Source organism: Sphingomonas sp., from assembly GCF_019635515.1.
GTDB lineage: Bacteria > Pseudomonadota > Alphaproteobacteria > Sphingomonadales > Sphingomonadaceae > Sphingomonas.
Genome location: NZ_JAHBZI010000001.1, coordinates 1,780,497 through 1,795,307, shown reverse-complemented (window position 1 = coordinate 1,795,307; position 14,811 = coordinate 1,780,497). Strand labels below are relative to the sequence as shown.

13 protein-coding genes and 1 tRNA gene are annotated in these 14,811 nt (G+C 65.0%); 6 read left to right on the top strand and 8 right to left on the bottom strand.

The window, feature by feature from the left end:
* Positions 1-16: 16 nt before the first annotated feature.
* Together KF730_RS09060 and KF730_RS09055 are read right to left on the bottom strand one after the other, a co-directional pair.
* Positions 17-2,053 carry a 3-hydroxyacyl-CoA dehydrogenase NAD-binding domain-containing protein gene (locus tag KF730_RS09060; RefSeq protein WP_294094056.1) on the bottom strand — a complete coding sequence of 679 codons (2,037 nt, stop codon included), beginning with the start codon at positions 2,051-2,053 and terminating at the stop codon, positions 17-19.
* A gap of 88 nt (positions 2,054-2,141) precedes the next feature.
* Positions 2,142-3,359: a serine hydrolase domain-containing protein gene (locus KF730_RS09055; protein WP_294094054.1), complete on the bottom strand. Its 1,218-nt coding sequence runs from the start codon at positions 3,357-3,359 to the stop codon at positions 2,142-2,144.
* A gap of 147 nt (positions 3,360-3,506) precedes the next feature.
* On the opposite strand from KF730_RS09055, the gene KF730_RS09050 reads away from it, so the two are divergent.
* Complete coding sequence (locus KF730_RS09050) at positions 3,507-5,270, top strand: class I adenylate-forming enzyme family protein (RefSeq protein ID WP_294094051.1); 1,764 nt, start codon at positions 3,507-3,509, stop codon at positions 5,268-5,270.
* On the opposite strand, the gene KF730_RS09045 is transcribed toward KF730_RS09050, so the two are convergent.
* Both KF730_RS09045 and KF730_RS09040 read right to left on the bottom strand, forming a co-directional pair.
* A complete protein-coding gene (locus KF730_RS09045) occupies positions 5,260-5,628 on the bottom strand; it encodes a DUF2809 domain-containing protein (RefSeq protein ID WP_294094048.1) in 369 nt (122 codons plus the stop codon). The genes KF730_RS09050 and KF730_RS09045 overlap by 11 nt on opposite strands.
* A complete protein-coding gene (locus KF730_RS09040) occupies positions 5,628-7,088 on the bottom strand; it encodes a glycerol kinase (RefSeq protein WP_294094032.1) in 1,461 nt (486 codons plus the stop codon). Before KF730_RS09040 ends, KF730_RS09045 begins: the two co-directional genes overlap by 1 nt.
* Positions 7,089-7,292: 204 nt before the next feature.
* On the opposite strand from KF730_RS09040, the gene KF730_RS09035 reads away from it, so the two are divergent.
* Both KF730_RS09035 and KF730_RS09030 read left to right on the top strand, forming a co-directional pair.
* A complete protein-coding gene (locus KF730_RS09035) occupies positions 7,293-8,402 on the top strand; it encodes an AI-2E family transporter (RefSeq protein WP_294095829.1) in 1,110 nt (369 codons plus the stop codon).
* A gap of 46 nt (positions 8,403-8,448) precedes the next feature.
* A tRNA-Asp gene (locus KF730_RS09030) sits at positions 8,449-8,525 on the top strand.
* Between the two features lie 282 nt (positions 8,526-8,807).
* Here KF730_RS09030 and KF730_RS09025 read toward each other — a convergent pair.
* From KF730_RS09025 to KF730_RS09010, 4 genes are all read right to left on the bottom strand, one after another.
* The gene (locus KF730_RS09025) at positions 8,808-9,029 is read right to left on the bottom strand and encodes a DUF2842 domain-containing protein (protein ID WP_294094029.1); all 222 of its coding nucleotides are present in this window, start codon (positions 9,027-9,029) and stop codon (positions 8,808-8,810) included.
* Positions 9,014-9,580, bottom strand: coding sequence for a 5-formyltetrahydrofolate cyclo-ligase (locus KF730_RS09020; protein ID WP_294094017.1), 567 nt, complete (start codon positions 9,578-9,580; stop codon positions 9,014-9,016). Before KF730_RS09020 ends, KF730_RS09025 begins: the two co-directional genes overlap by 16 nt.
* Before the next feature lie 274 nt (positions 9,581-9,854).
* Complete coding sequence (locus KF730_RS09015; RefSeq protein ID WP_294094016.1) at positions 9,855-10,154, bottom strand: cell division protein ZapA; 300 nt, start codon at positions 10,152-10,154, stop codon at positions 9,855-9,857.
* Positions 10,154-10,336: a hypothetical protein gene (locus KF730_RS09010; protein WP_294094014.1), complete on the bottom strand. Its 183-nt coding sequence runs from the start codon at positions 10,334-10,336 to the stop codon at positions 10,154-10,156. The genes KF730_RS09015 and KF730_RS09010 overlap by 1 nt, the downstream gene beginning before the upstream one ends.
* Before the next feature lie 123 nt (positions 10,337-10,459).
* On the opposite strand from KF730_RS09010, the gene tkt reads away from it, so the two are divergent.
* From tkt to KF730_RS08995, 3 genes are all read left to right on the top strand, one after another.
* A complete protein-coding gene (gene tkt, locus KF730_RS09005) occupies positions 10,460-12,415 on the top strand; it encodes a transketolase (RefSeq protein WP_294094012.1) in 1,956 nt (651 codons plus the stop codon).
* Between the two features lie 4 nt (positions 12,416-12,419).
* Entirely contained in the window at positions 12,420-13,424 is a 1,005-nt protein-coding gene (gap, locus tag KF730_RS09000) for a type I glyceraldehyde-3-phosphate dehydrogenase (RefSeq protein WP_294094010.1), read from the top strand.
* Positions 13,425-13,516: 92 nt separating this feature from the next.
* Positions 13,517-14,716 (top strand): phosphoglycerate kinase, encoded by a 1,200-nt coding sequence (locus KF730_RS08995; RefSeq protein ID WP_294094008.1) that lies wholly within the window; start codon positions 13,517-13,519, stop codon positions 14,714-14,716.
* The last annotated feature ends 95 nt before the right edge of the window (positions 14,717-14,811 follow it).

The following is a 14,811-nucleotide window of genomic DNA, read 5'->3' as shown; positions in this document are numbered from 1 at the left end:
AGGGGAGGTTACGTCGTTAATTGAACCGCTCGCCCTTTTCGGCCTTTTCGCGGAGCAACGGCGCGACTTTGAAGCCGTGCTTCTCCAGCCCCTCGACGATCTTCTTCAGCCCGACCGTGTCCGCCCAGAACATCGGGCCACCGCGATAGACCGGCCAGCCATAGCCGTAGATCCACACCACATCGATGTCGGACGCCCGCTGGGCCTTGCCTTCCGCCAGGATCAGCGCGCCTTCGTTGACCATCGTGTAGAGCGTGCGCTCGACGATCTCCTCGTCGGTGATCTCATGCTGCGGCGTACCGGTCTTCTTGCGGAACTCCTCGATGATCTCGGCGACGCGCGGGCTGTTCGACGGCTGCCGCTTATCGTCATAATCGTAGAAGCCCGCGCTCTTCTTCTGGCCCCAGCGGCCCTCGGCGGCGAGCGCGTCGCGGATATTCTCGATGCGCGTCGGATCACGGTGCCAGCCGATATCGACGCCGGCGAGATCGCTCATCTGGAACGGACCCATCGGCATGCCGAACGCGACATGGACCTTGTCGACCTGCTCGGGGGTGGCGCCCTCGTGCAGCATCTTCATCGCTTCCATCTGGCGCGGGATCAGCATGCGATTGCCGATGAACCCGTAGCAGACGCCTGCGACGACAGCGACTTTCTTGATCTTCTTGGCGATCGCCATGGCGGTGGCGAGCACGTCATCGGCGGTCTTGTCGCCACGTACCACCTCCAGCAGCTTCATCACATTGGCGGGCGAGAAGAAGTGCAGGCCGAGCACATCCTGCGGGCGGCTGGTCGACGCCGCGATCTCGTTGATGTCGAGATAGGAGGTGTTGGAGGCGAGGATGGCGCCCTGTTTGGCGATCTTGTCGAGCTTGCCGAAGATGTCCTTCTTGACCGACATCTCCTCGTACACGGCCTCGATGATCAGGTCGCAATCAGCGAGTGCGTCGAAATCGAGGGTCGGGTTAAGCAGCCCCATTGCCTGTTCGACCTGTTCGGGCTTCATCCGGCCCTTGGCGGCGGTTGCCTCGTAATTCTTGCGGATCGTACCGGTGCCGCGATCGAGCGCTTCCTGCTGCATCTCGACGATGGTGACGGGGATGCCGGCGCTCAGGAAGTTCATCGAGATGCCGCCGCCCATCGTGCCGGCGCCGATCACGCCGACGCGCTTGATGTCGCGCAGCTTGATGTCTTCGGCGACGCCGTCGATTTTCGACGCCTTGCGCTCGGCGAAGAAGATGTGGCGGAGCGCCGCGGATTGCGTGCCCATGATCAGCTTCATGAAGCCCATCCGCTCGGCCTGGACGCCCTCGGCATAGGGCTTGCCGGCGGTCTGCTCGATCAGGGCGATGATCGTCTCAGGGGCTTCATAGCCGCGGAAGCGCTTGGCGTTGGTCTTGCGGAAGACGTCGAACACGGCGGGATCGACCGTGACCGGCTTCTCGCTCGAACGCGGGACCGGCTTGCCGACCACTTCGTTGGCGAACGCCACCGCATCGGCGAGCAGGCTGTCCTCGCCTGCGAGCCGATCGACCAGTCCGGCATCCTGCGCCTGCTTGGCGGAGACGGGATCACCCTTGGCTGCCAATTCGAGCGCGAACTCGACGCCGGCGACGCGCGGCATGCGCTGGGTGCCGCCGGCACCGGGGAGGATGCCGAGCTTGACTTCGGGCAGGCCGAACTTGGCCGAGGGCACCGCGATCCGGTAGTGCGAGGCCAAAGCGACTTCGCAGCCGCCGCCGAGCGCGGTGCCGTGGACGGCGGCGATCACAGGCTTGTCGAGCGCTTCGATCTGATCGACCAGCACCGGCAGCGACGGCTCCTGCATCGGCTTGCCGAATTCGGTGATGTCGGCGCCCGCGAAGAAGGTCTTGCCGGCGCAGGTGATGACCACCGCCTTGATGCTGGCGTCGTTTCTGGCCTCTTCGATCCCGGCGGCGAGTCCCTGGCGGACTGCGGCGCCAAGCGCGTTCACCGGCGGATTGTCCGAGGTGAGGATCAGGACATCGCCCTGGCGGCTGGTGGTGATCGGCGAGGTCATTATCGTCTCCATTCATGTTCTCCTGCGAAAGCAGGAGGCCAGGGTTACAGGGCGACGCGCTTGCGGCCCTGGGCTCCCGCGTCCGCAGGAGCGCCAATTATTATGTCAAAGCCGAATAGATCAGCGTCTTAAGTTCGCGGCGGACGGTGAAGGCCGAGGAGGGGCTCACCTGAGTCATGAAGACCATGTGCAGCCGCTCGACCGGATCAATGAAGAAGGCGGTCGAGAACATGCCGCCCCAATAATATTCGCCTTCACTACCAGGGAGTAGTGTCTTGGCGACATCCTTGGTGACCGCGAAGCCGAGGCCGAAGCCGGTCCCGGCGTTGGTCGTCTCGCTGAACAGCGACTGAGACATGGTCGACAGGTCCGAATCGTTCGGCAGATGGTTGCGTGTCATCAGGTCGAGCGTTTTGCGGCCGACGATGCGCGCGCCATCCAGCGTACCGCCGTTGAGGCACATCCGGCAGAAGCGGTGATAATCGAGGCTGGTCGAGATCAATCCGCCGCCGCCCGAAATCTGGGTGGGCGGGTTGGCCCAGGCCGAATCCTCGCCGGTATCGTACATGATCCGCTCGCCCTTCGGCGTCAGGGTGTAGCAATCGGTCAGGCGATCGAGCTTTTCGGCAGGGACCGAGAAGAAGGTATCGTCCATCCCCAGCGGCGCGAAAATCTGCTCGCGGAAGAACGCATCGAGGCTCTGGCCGGAGAGGCGCTGGATGACGGCACCGAGCACATCGGTGGAGACCGAATAATTCCATTCGTCACCGGGCGAGAATTCGAGCGGGAGCTTGCCGAGCTCGGCGACGAATTCGTCGAGCGTCAGGCCGCCATGCCAGCGCTCCAGCCTGAGCTCCCGGTAGGCGGCGTCGATCGCGGTACGTTCCTGGAAGCCATAGGTCAGACCGCTGGTGTGGCGGAGCAGATCGACCATCCGCATCGGCTGACTGGTTGGACGCGTCTCGAACGCGCCAAGCTTGCCACCGGTCATCACCGTCAGATTCTTGAACTCGGGCAATATCCGGTGGACCGGCGTATCGAGTGCAACCTTGCCCTGTTCGACGAGCATCATGAACGCGACCGAGGTGATCGGCTTGGTCATCGACGCGATGCGGAACAGCGACGTTTCGTCGATCGGCTTGCCGCCGTCACGCGCACTGCCCTGATGCGAGAAATGGGCGATCTGGCCGTCGCGAGCGATCAGCAACTGGCAGTGCGGAAGCACGCCGGAGTCGATGTAACGCTTCTGGAGATAAGGCTCGATCCGGGCCAGTCTCGACGTATCGAAACCCAGCGCCTCGGCCGCATAGCTTGTCATTGAAACGCCATACCTCTCGTTCGAATCCCGCTCGCCGCTTCGCTTTGGCGGCTCCCGACTCCTATTGCCTTGAGCGCGGCATGAATCAACACTAACGTGGCATCCGGTGGGGCTTTCCGGTCCAAACCCAACATTCAGAATTGACTAATGGAGAGAATAGGCGTGGCCTCCGAACCGATCGTGCCGCTGGACCCGAACTGGCCCGCAATGTCGCTCAAGGAAGCCGAGGCGCTGCTAACCGCGCCGGGCGCGAAGTTCGAGATGGACACGGTCGATATTCGCGGCGTGCCGACGCGGGTGTGGAAGCATGCGCCGCCGACGCTACGGATTCTGGCGCAAATGGTGCGCGCTTACGGGCCGCGTGACTTCACCATCTACGAAGACGAGCGCGTTTCGTACGAAGCGAATTACCGCGCCACCTCGCATATCGCCCACAAGCTGGTGGCGATGGGGGTCAAGAAGGGCGACCGCGTCGCGCTGGCGATGCGTAACCTGCCCGAATGGCCGGCGATCTTCTTCGCCGCGGTCAGCATTGGGGCGATCATGGTGCCGCTCAATGCGTGGTGGACGGGCGGCGAGCTCGAATATGCGCTCAACGATTCGGGCGCCAAGGTGCTGTTCGTCGATGGCGAACGGCACGAGCGGCTCAAGGATTGCTACGACAAGTTGCCGGCGCTCGAGCGCGTGGTGGTCAGCCGCGCCAAGGGCGAGCTGGAGGGCAATGCCAGCCGGCTCGAAGTGCTGGTTGGCCTTCGCAAGGAATGGGGCGATCTGGAGGACATCGGCTTCCCCGAAGCCGATGTCGCGCCCGATGACGACGCGACGATCTTCTACACCAGCGGCACCACCGGCAATCCCAAGGGCGCGCTGGGCACGCACCGCAATTTCTGCACGAACATCATGTCGAGCGGCTACACCGCCGGCCGCGCGATGCTGCGCCGGGGCGAGACGCCGCCCGCCGCGCCCGAGCAGAAGGTGATGCTGCTGGTCATCCCATTGTTCCACGTCACTGCGTGCAGCGCGGCGATGATGACGGTCGTCGCGACGGGATCGACGATGATCTTCATGCGCAAATGGGATCCGGTGATGGCAATGGACCTGATCCAGCGTGAGGGCGTGAACGCCACGGGCGGCGTGCCGACGATCGCGTGGCAACTGATCGAGCATCCCGAGCGCAAGAAGTACGACCTCTCCAGCCTGGAGAGCATCTCCTATGGCGGTGCGCCTTCCGCGCCCGAGCTGGTCAAGCGCATTTATGAGGAGTTCGGGGCGCTGCCCGGCAATGGCTGGGGAATGACCGAGACCACCGCGACGGTCAGCCAGCATTCGGCCGAAGACTATCTCAACCGCCCGACCAGCGCCGGGCCTCCGGTAGCGGCGGCTGACCTCAAGATCATGGACGCCGATGCGACGCGAGAGCTGCCGGTCGGCGAGGTCGGCGAACTCTGGGCGCGTGGTCCAATGATCGTGAGGGGCTATTGGAACAAGCCCGAGGCGACCGCGGCGACCTTCGTCGATGGCTGGGTGCGGACGGGGGATCTGGCGCGGCTCGACGAGGAGGGGTTCCTCTATATTGTCGACCGGGCCAAGGACATGATCATCCGCGGCGGCGAGAATATCTATTCGTCCGAGGTGGAGGACGTGCTTTACGCGCATCCGGCGGTGACCGACGCCGCACTGGTGGGCGTGCCGCATCGCCAGCTCGGCGAGGTGCCGGCGGCGGTGGTGCATCTCGCGCCGGGCACTTCGGCGACCGAGGAGGAGCTGCAGGCATGGGTCCGCGAGCGGCTCGCCGGGTTCAAAGTGCCGGTCTATGTCCGCTTCTCGCAGGACACGCTGCCGCGCAACGCCAATGGCAAGATATTGAAGACCGATCTGCGTGGGATGTTCGCGGCGGAGGCTACGGCTTAGACCGTACTGCCTCGACGGCGAGGACGATCAGGGCGCCCGCCGCGTAGGCGAAGAAGTCCTCCACCGCGAAGCCAGTGCCGAGGACGATGCGTGCGATCCGGTTGTCGGCTAGGCCGATCCAATCGAGGATGCGGAAATACTGACCGAACTCGATAGCGACCGCGACCAGGAAGGCCGTTGCGGCGGCGGGTATGCGGCCGATGCGAAAGGCGGTGCGCAGTCCCGCGTAGACGAGGATCACGGCGATGGTGTCGCCCAGATAAGGGCGGACGAAGTTATCGCGAACGAACAGGGCAATCAGGACCTCGACCAGGAACAACGCCAGCGCGAGCAGCGCATAGCCGCGATGGAGGCGCATCAGCGGACGACGCGCTCGACCGCCGCTTTCCAGCCGGCCAGCCGCCTCCCGCGCGCCTCGGCATCGATCCTGGCCTCGAACGTCGCCTCCGGGCCGCGCATCTTCGCGGCGTCCTCCAGGTTCGCGAACAGGCCGCAGCCGACGCCCGCCAGCATGGCCGCGCCCAGCGCTGTGGTCTCGGCGAAGTCGGGGCGGTCGACGGGCAGGTCCAGCATGTCGGCGAGGTCCTGCGCGATCCAGTCGTTGGTGACCATGCCACCGTCCACCCGCAGCCGTGACCAATCGGCGCCGTCGGCAGCGAAGGCGGTCTTGAGGTCGTGGCTCTGGTGCGCCATCGCCTCCAGCGCGGCGCGGACGATATGGGCGCGGGTGCTGGAGAAGCTGAGGCCGGATATGGCCGCGCGGGCATCGGGCTCCCACCAGGGCGCGCCGAGTCCACTCAGGGCCGGAACAAGATAGACGCCGCCATTATCGGGAACCGAACGGGCGATGGCTTCGGTCTCCGGCGCGGTCTCGATCAAATTCACCGAATCGCGGAGCCACTGGACCAGGCTGCCGGCGACGAATACCGATCCTTCGATCGCATAGGTGCGGCGGCCGCCGAGTTGCCACAGCACGGTGGCGAGCAATCGGTTCTTCGAGGCGGGCGGGGTGGTGCCGGCATTGGTGAGGACGAAGGCGCCGGTGCCGAAGGTCGCCTTGGTATCGCCTTTGGTGAAACAGGCCTGGCCGATGGTTGCGGCCTGCTGGTCGCCAGCCATGCCGCAGATCGGGATAGATCCGCCGAACACTGGCGTAGTGCCGTACTGTCCGGCGCAATCGACGATCTCGGGGAGCGCATCGCGCGGGCAGCCGAACATGTCGATGAGGCCGTCGCTCCAGCCGCCGCTGCCCAGGCCCATCATCAGGGTGCGCGAGGCATTGGTGGCGTCGGTGATGTGGAGGCCGCCGGTGAGTTTCCACACCAGCCAGCTTTCGATCGTGCCGATGGCGAGGCGATCACCGGCGCCCTTCAGCTGTGGCCAATGCTCCATCGCCCAGGCGATCTTGGTGCCGGAGAAATAGGGATCGAGCAGCAGCCCGGTGCGGGCCTGGACGCCGGGTTCCTCGCCCGCTTCCTTGAGCTTGCGGCAGAGCGGCGCGCTGCGACGGTCCTGCCAGACGATGGCGGGAGCCAGCGGCTCGCCGTTGGTCTTGTCCCAGAAAACGATGGTCTCGCGCTGGTTGGTGATGCCGATCGCGGCGATGGCATCCGCGCCGCCGGCCTTGGTGACCATCGCCGAGGCGCATTCGAGGCTGCGGCGCCAGATTTCGTTGGCGTCGTGCTCGACCAGCCCGGGTCCGGGATAATGCTGGGTCAGCTCGGCGGCGTGGGATCCGAGGCATTTGCCATCGGGCGCGAACAGCATCGCGCGGGTGGAGGTGGTACCTTCGTCGATGACCAGCAGGATTTCGCCCATAAACACAGGCTAGCCGGGATTACATGCGCTGCAAATGCCGCTAGTGTCATACAGGGCTAGGGAGGCTTTGTGGCGGACAAGAGCAAGACCATTGGCGGCGGTGGACCTTCTCAGGAGCAGGGCGTGCCGGCGATGACGCCGACGGTGCCGATCCTTGATGAAGCCGACCAGAATCCCGGCGACGGGCAGAAGCTCGACCGGCTGATGGCCTCGCTGGCGCTGATCGCCGGCATCGGACTGCTGCTGGCATTGCCCTTCGCGCTGCAGGCGGGGTCGGTATTCTTCCTGCCGCTGACCATGGCGATCGTCATCGCCATCGCATTGGTGCCGTTGCTCGAGTGGCTGGAACGGCACCGCGTGCCCGCGCCTATCGCGGCGTTCACCTGCGTGCTGATCTTCCTCGTAGCGGCGAACGTGGCGCTGGCGTCGATCATCGTGCCCGCCTGGCAATGGGTGCGCGATCTTCCCAACAAGATCCCGCAGATCCAGAATAATTTGAAGCCATTGATCGATTTCTACGCGAATCTCGACCAGTTCGTGAACAAGACGCTGATCAACTTCGCCAACGAGCCGATGCGCCAGCAGCCCGAGGTGATGGCGACCACGCCGCCGCGCTCGCTGCTCGATCTGTTCGCGACCTCGGCGCCGTCGGCGCTGATCGAGATGTTCTTCGCGATCCTCGTCATCTACTTCTTCCTCTCTGGCTGGACCCGGCTGCGCCGCAACGCCATCACGTCACGGTCGAGCTTCGGCGGGGCGATGGCGACGGCGCGCGTTATCCAGGATGTGGTCGACGATACTTCGGCCTATCTGGGGACGATCACGCTGATCAATCTGACGCTCGGGCTGATCGTCGCTGGCGCGCTATGGATGATGGGGATGCCGACGCCGCTGATGTGGGGCGGCATCGTCACGCTGCTCAACTATATCCCCTATTTCGGGCCGGTGCTGGCGGCGCTGCTGCTGGCGATGGGCGGGCTGATGACCTTTCCGGACCTGTTCTGGGCGCTGGTGCCGGCGGGGATCATGATCGGATCGCATCTGATCGAAGCCAATGTCGTGACGCCGCTGATCGTCGGGCACCGGCTGACGATCAGTCCGCTGCTGATCCTGATCTCGCTGAGCTTCTGGGGCTGGGTGTGGGGCACGCCGGGCGCGTTGCTGGCGGTGCCGCTGCTGATCATCATCCAGACCGTGCTGGCCGCGGCCGGAAAGCCCGATATCGCCGGCTTCCTGTTCGAGCATGGCACGCTGGTGCGCGATGGCGGCGAGCTAAAAACGCAACGCCGGCAAAGTCGCGATCAATCCGGTTGACACCCCAAAACGGCGCGGCTAGTGCCCGCCTCCTCGCACGGATACTGCGGGTGTAGCTCAGTTGGTTAGAGCGCCGGCCTGTCACGCCGGAGGTCGCGGGTTCGAGCCCCGTCACTCGCGCCATCCCCTTTATTTGCAAGGGCGACAGGCGTTCGATCCGGATCAGCACCAACCCTGACTTCCGCCTCGCCTGAGCGCGAATGGTCCCAATGGTCGCACTGACCATGGGTATTTTCCGACGACGATTTCAAATAGCGAGCCGGTATTGCCGACCGCGTGAGCCAAGCAGGCGAAATCCTACATTGCAATCGTTCCGTTGCCCGGCCTTGCGAGGACGCGCCGCCTTGGCCCGTAGAAGAAGCGGGATCCCGGCTCAGGACCCCCGGAAGACGGATGGTTGAGGCATCAGGCCCGCCAGCGCCCGGTTTCCATCCAGATCAGCAGCGGGCGGAGCGGCAGGATCCAGATGATCCCCGCGACCAGATAGATCGGCAGCTGCGCGAGAATCCACAGCTGGCCGATCCAGTGCGAGCCGGTGGCGATCAGCACGATCCATACCAGAATCCAGGCGATGATGGCGAGCGCACCGGCGGGCTTGCGCCAGCTTGGTTCTACGCGTTGTGCCACGACATGCCTTTCTCGGTGATGATGGCGTGCAAAGGCACGTCCCAGATATCGGCGGGGATGGCCGGAAGCTCCTGCACCGACCAGGCGATGCCGACGCGCCACGCGGATTCGTACCGGGCGAAAGCGCGATCGTAATGCGCGGCGCCCTGGCCGAGCCGGTTGAACCGGGCGTCGAAGCCGAGCAGCGGGGTAAGGATCACGTCAGGCGCGGCCTCCTCGCTGGCCGGATCGGGCTGGCGGAGGCCATAGGGGCCATCGATCAGCGGCGCGCCGTCTTCCCAGATCAAGAAGCGAATCGGCGCGGCGCGATCGATCACGAAGGGCAGGGCGATGCGGCATCCGCGCTCGATCGCGGCGGCGGCGAGCTGGGCGGGATCGGCTTCGCTGCCGATCGGAAAATAACTGGCGACGGTCATGCCCGGGCTAAGCCGTTCGACAAACGCGTCGGGCGCGAGAATCGCGGCATCGCCGTCCGCCACGAAAGCGTCGCGCACGGCGCGGAGCCGGGCTCTCAGGGCGGGCTTGTCCAGGCTGATGTTCTTCGGGCTCATGGAATCAGGTGGCGGGTCCGCCATGGCCGTTTGCTTGAATATCCTCTGACGCCGTAAACGTCAGGTGGGGACCATGTGCCGCAGACCAGGATCTGCACAGGGACAGCCCCCTTGGATGATGAATCGCCTCAGGGATAATCGCTAAAGCTCGTACCGGGCAGAGCCCGCCGCCCCTTATGTAGAGCTTTGGGCGGGGTTGCTCAAGGGTCAGCCGGCGCGAACTTGGTCGGTGACGGGGGTGCGACAGGCGTCTCGCGGCAACACGCCGGCAATTTCACCCTTCGCCATTGCCTTCGAGCAGGGCCGCGACCGCTTCGAGCCGGTCGGCGACGCGATCGAGCAGCACCGGCGAGACCCCGGCGGGCGGATTGCGCTCGCCCTCATCGATCAGATCGGCGAGGATCAGCGCCAGATAGACCAGCGTTCGCTCGGCATTGAGCCCGCCAGATGCGCGAAGCGCGGTCGCCGCGTGCTTCTGCAGGATGGTCTCGAGGTGGCGGAGATGGCTTTCCTCGCCATCGCGCGCGGCGACCGAATAGCTGCGGCCGGCGATGCTGAGCGAAACGTCCGCCATTAATCGGCGTCCGCAGCTTCGGCGGCGATCAGTGTATCGAGCGAGGCGACCGCGTCCTCGATCCGCGCGCGCAGCCTGGCGTGGCGCTGCTCGATGCGATCGAGCGAATAGGATTTTGCGGCTGCGGCAGCCTCGATCCGGGCAAGTGCATTCTCGATGCGGTCTGCTGGGTCGGCGGCCATGGACATGGATTAAGCATAGCTCGGGCAAGCGACAACCCCTGTTCGCAAGCGCTTACGACCAGCCGGTTGACGCGCGGGCGCAGCCGCCCCAAAGGCATCCGCATCACGCCCGAGGAGTCTCTTGTGACCGCATCCTTCACCGATTGCGCCAACGCGATCCGCGCGCTGAGCATGGATGCTGTCGAGGCCGCGAATTCCGGGCATCCAGGCATGCCGATGGGCATGGCCGACGTCGCCACCGTGCTGTTTCAGGATTATCTGAAATACGATCCTGCCGATCCGAAGTGGCCGGACCGCGACCGCTTCGTGCTGTCCGCCGGGCATGGATCGATGCTGATCTATTCGCTGCTGCATTTGACCGGCTACGCCCGCCCAACGCTGGAGGATATCAAGACCTTCCGCCAGGTCGGTTCGCCGTGCGCCGGTCACCCCGAGAATTTCGAACTGCCGGGCGTCGAGTGCACCACCGGTCCGCTCGGGCAGGGGCTGGCGATGGCGGTAGGCATGGCGATCGCCGAGCGGCATTTGAATGCGGGCTTCGGCGATGCGCTGGTCGATCACAACACCTGGGTGATCGCCGGCGACGGCTGCCTGATGGAAGGGATCAACCACGAGGCGATCGGGCTTGCCGGGCATTTGCGGCTCGGGCGGCTGATCGTGCTGTGGGACGACAACAAGATCACCATCGACGGGCCGGTGTCGCTGTCGTCGAACGAGGATATCCCGGCACGCTACACCGCGACCGGATGGCATGTCGTCGAATGCGACGGGCACGATCCGGAGAGCATCAAGGCGGCGCTCGATGCGGCGCTGGCCGACGACCGGCCTTCGCTGGTCCGCTGCAAGACGATCATCGGCAAGGGCGCGCCCAATTTCCAGGGCACCAGCAAGACGCATGGTTCGCCGCTGGGTGCTGCCGAAGTCGCGGCTGCGCGCGAGACACTGGGCTGGAAATATCCGCCGTTCGAGGTGCCCGCCGATATCCGCGAGACCTGGCTGAAGGCCGGTGCGCGTGGGGCCGAACCTCATGCGGCGTGGAAGCAGCGGCTGGCAGGTGATTCGAATGGCGCGGAATTTTCGCGCCGAATGGCGGGCGATCTGCCTGCCGATTTCTCGCTCGATGCGCATATCGCTTCGTTGCTCGCCGAGCCCAAGAAGATCGCGACGCGTTCGGCCAGCCAGTTGGCGCTCGACGCGATCAACGCGGCGTTGCCCGAGACGATCGGCGGCTCGGCCGATCTGACGCCTTCGAACAACACGCTGACCAAGGGGCTGCACGACTTCACCGCCGACGATTATTCGGGCCGCTACATGCGCTACGGCATCCGCGAGTTCGGCATGGCGGCGGCGATGAACGGGCTGGCGCTGCATGGCGGGGTGATCCCCTATGGCGGCACCTTCCTGGTTTTCAGCGACTATGCGCGCCCGGCGATCCGGCTTTCGGCGCTGCAGCGGGCACGGGTCCTGTTCGTGATGACGCACGATTCGATCGGGCTCGGCGAGGATGGGCCGACGCACCAGCCGGTCGAGCACGTCATGTCGCTGCGGCTGATCCCGAACCTGGAAGTGTGGCGCCCGTGCGACGCGGTCGAGACCGCGGAAGCCTGGGGCGAGGCGGTTGCGCGGGCCGAAGGGCCTTCGCTGCTGGCGCTGTCGCGGCAGAATTTGCCGCAGCTCAGCAGCGGCGGTGCGGGCAAGGGCGGCTATCGCCTTCAGGCCGCCGAAGCGCCGCGCAAGGTCGTGATCCTCGCCACTGGTTCGGAGGTCGAAATCGCCGTTGCCGCCCGCGAGGCCCTTGAAGCGCAGGGTGTCGGTGCCGATGTCGTCTCCATGCCGTGCTGGTCGCGTTTCGACGCGCAATCCCGCGAATATCGTGCCGATCTCCTGCCCCGCGACGCGCTGCTCGTGTCGATCGAGGCCGGCGTCACCACCGGCTGGGAGCGCTACACCGGGATCGACGGGCTGCGCTTCGGCCTTGACCGCTACGGCGCATCGGGCCCGGCGCCCGATCTCTACAGGCATTTTGGCCTCACGGCCGCGGCGATCGTGCCGCAAATCCTCGAAAAACTGAAGGACTGAGAGCATGACGAAGGTTGCGATCAACGGGTTCGGACGCATCGGCCGGCTGGTGGCGCGCGCCATCCTGGAGCGCCCCGACAGCGGCCTCGAACTGGTCACGATCAACGACCTTGCCGACGCGAAGTCGAACGCCTGGCTTTTCTCGCGCGATTCGGTGCATGGCAAGTATCCGGGCACGGTCTCGGCCGATGGCGACGACCTGATCGTCGACGGCAAGCGCATCCACGTCACCAAGGAGCGCGATCCCGCCAATCTGCCGCACGCCAAGAACCAGGTCGATCTGGTGCTGGAGTGCACCGGCTTCTTCACCGATCGCGCATCGGCCCAGAAGCATATCGATGCCGGCGCCAAGAAGGTGCTGATCTCGGCGCCGGGCAAGAATGTCGACCTGACCGTCGTCTATGGCGTCAACCACGACAAGCTGGAGGCCGGCCATACGATCGTCTCGAACGCTTCGTGCACCACCAACTGCCTGGCGCCGGTCGCCAAGGTGCTCAACGACAGCGTCGGCATCGAGCGCGGCTTCATGACCACGGTCCATGCCTATACCAACGACCAGAAGATTCTCGACCAGATCCATGACGATCTCCGCCGCGCCCGCGCCGCGGCGATGAGCATGATCCCGACCACCACCGGAGCGGCCCGCGCGGTTGGTGAAGTGATGCCCGAATTGAAGGGCAAGCTTGACGGTTCGTCGGTGCGCGTGCCGGTTCCCGATGGCTCACTGATCGACCTGACCTTCACACCGAAGCGCGACACCACCAAGGAAGAGATCAATTCGATTCTCAAGGCGGCGTCGGAGAGCGGCCCGCTCAAGGGCGTCTTGCATTATTCGGACGAGCCGCTGGTATCGATCGACATTGTCCACACCCCGTACAGTTCGACGGTCGATAGCCTTGAGACGACGGTGATGGAGGGCAAGCTGGTCCGCGTCGTCAGCTGGTACGACAATGAATGGGGCTTCTCGAACCGCATGGTCGATACCGCGACGGCGATGGCTCGCCTCTAGTTCGTCACCCCGGCGAAAGCCGGGACCCGGAGCCAAAGGCGGTATCGTTTGTGACCCTGGCCCCGGCTTTCGCCGGGGTGACGGGTAGGAGAATGACAGTGGCGCGCAGTTTCAAAACCCTCGACGATATGAGTGACATCGCCGGCAAGCGCGTGCTGGTGCGCGAGGACGTCAACGTGCCGATGGCCGATGGCGTGGTGACCGATGATACCCGTCTGCGCGCCGCGGTGCAGACCGTCGCCGAACTTTCCGACCGAGGCGCGAAGGTGATCGTCCTCGCCCATTTCGGGCGGCCCAAGGGGGAGCGCAATCCGGAGATGAGCCTGGCGCTGGTCACCAAGCCGTTCGAGGCGGTGATTGGCCGGCCGGTGCGCTTCATCGACGATGAATATGCCGCCGAGACCATCGCCAAGATGACGGACGGCGAGATCGGCATCCTCGAAAATACCCGCTTCGATCCGGGTGAGGAGAAGAATGCGCCTGAGACGGTCGAGCGCTTCGCCGCGCTTGGCGATCTCTATGTCAACGACGCCTTTTCCGCCGCACACCGCGCCCATGCCTCGACCGAGGGGCTGGCGCACAGGCTGCCCGCCTTTGCCGGCCGCCAGATGGAGGCAGAGCTCGACGCGCTCGACAAGGCGCTGGGCAATCCCGAGCATCCGGTCGCGGCGGTGGTCGGCGGGGCCAAGGTCTCGACCAAGCTCGACGTGCTCAAGCATTTGGTCGCCAAGGTCGATCACCTGATCATCGGTGGCGGCATGGCCAACACCTTCCTCGCCGCGCGCGGCGTCAATGTCGGCAAGTCGCTGTGCGAGCATGACCTGACCGGCACCGCCGAGGAGATCCTCGACGCGGCGGACAAGGCCAATTGCATCGTCCACCTGCCCTATGACGTGGTGGTCGCGAAGGAATTCGCCGCCAACCCCCCGAGCCTGCGGACCTGCAACGTCCATGAGGTCGCCGAGGACGAGATGATCCTAGATGTCGGCCCTGCCGCGACCGAGGCTTTAGGCGATGTCCTCAAGAATTGCCGCACTTTGGTGTGGAACGGTCCGCTGGGCGCGTTCGAGACGCCGCCGTTCGATACCGCCACGATGAGTCTGGCGCATACCGTCGCGGCGCTGACCAAGGAAGGCTCGCTGGTTTCGGTCGCGGGGGGCGGAGACACCGTCGCCGCGCTCAACCAGGCAGGCGTGGCCGACGACATGACCTTCATCTCCACCGCCGGGGGCGCGTTCCTCGAATGGATGGAAGGCAAGGAATTGCCTGGTGTTGCTGCACTGCAGCATTAACCTGCTGGACAAACTGTTTCCACGCGCCTAATCGCGCCGTCCGTTTTGCCATTTCGGTGAGGTTCCTAAAGCCTCCCGGGCGCGGCCGGCGTGCC

Excerpts from the sequence above, each read along its gene's own strand:
- KF730_RS09020 (WP_294094017.1), bottom strand. The coding sequence starts at position 9,580 with ATGAGCCCGAAGAACATCAGCCTGGACAAGCCCGCCCTGAGAGCCCGG.
- KF730_RS09050 (WP_294094051.1), top strand. The coding sequence starts at position 3,507 with ATGGAGAGAATAGGCGTGGCCTCCGAACCGATCGTGCCGCTGGACCCG.
- KF730_RS09040 (WP_294094032.1), bottom strand. The coding sequence starts at position 7,088 with ATGGGCGAAATCCTGCTGGTCATCGACGAAGGTACCACCTCCACCCGC.
- KF730_RS08995 (WP_294094008.1), top strand. The coding sequence starts at position 13,517 with ATGACAGTGGCGCGCAGTTTCAAAACCCTCGACGATATGAGTGACATC.
- gap (WP_294094010.1), top strand. The coding sequence starts at position 12,420 with ATGACGAAGGTTGCGATCAACGGGTTCGGACGCATCGGCCGGCTGGTG.
- KF730_RS09055 (WP_294094054.1), bottom strand. The coding sequence starts at position 3,359 with ATGACAAGCTATGCGGCCGAGGCGCTGGGTTTCGATACGTCGAGACTG.
- KF730_RS09060 (WP_294094056.1), bottom strand. The coding sequence starts at position 2,053 with ATGGAGACGATAATGACCTCGCCGATCACCACCAGCCGCCAGGGCGAT.
- KF730_RS09015 (WP_294094016.1), bottom strand. The coding sequence starts at position 10,154 with ATGGCGGACGTTTCGCTCAGCATCGCCGGCCGCAGCTATTCGGTCGCC.
- KF730_RS09035 (WP_294095829.1), top strand. The coding sequence starts at position 7,293 with ATGGCCTCGCTGGCGCTGATCGCCGGCATCGGACTGCTGCTGGCATTG.
- KF730_RS09045 (WP_294094048.1), bottom strand. The coding sequence starts at position 5,628 with ATGCGCCTCCATCGCGGCTATGCGCTGCTCGCGCTGGCGTTGTTCCTG.
- KF730_RS09010 (WP_294094014.1), bottom strand. The coding sequence starts at position 10,336 with ATGGCCGCCGACCCAGCAGACCGCATCGAGAATGCACTTGCCCGGATC.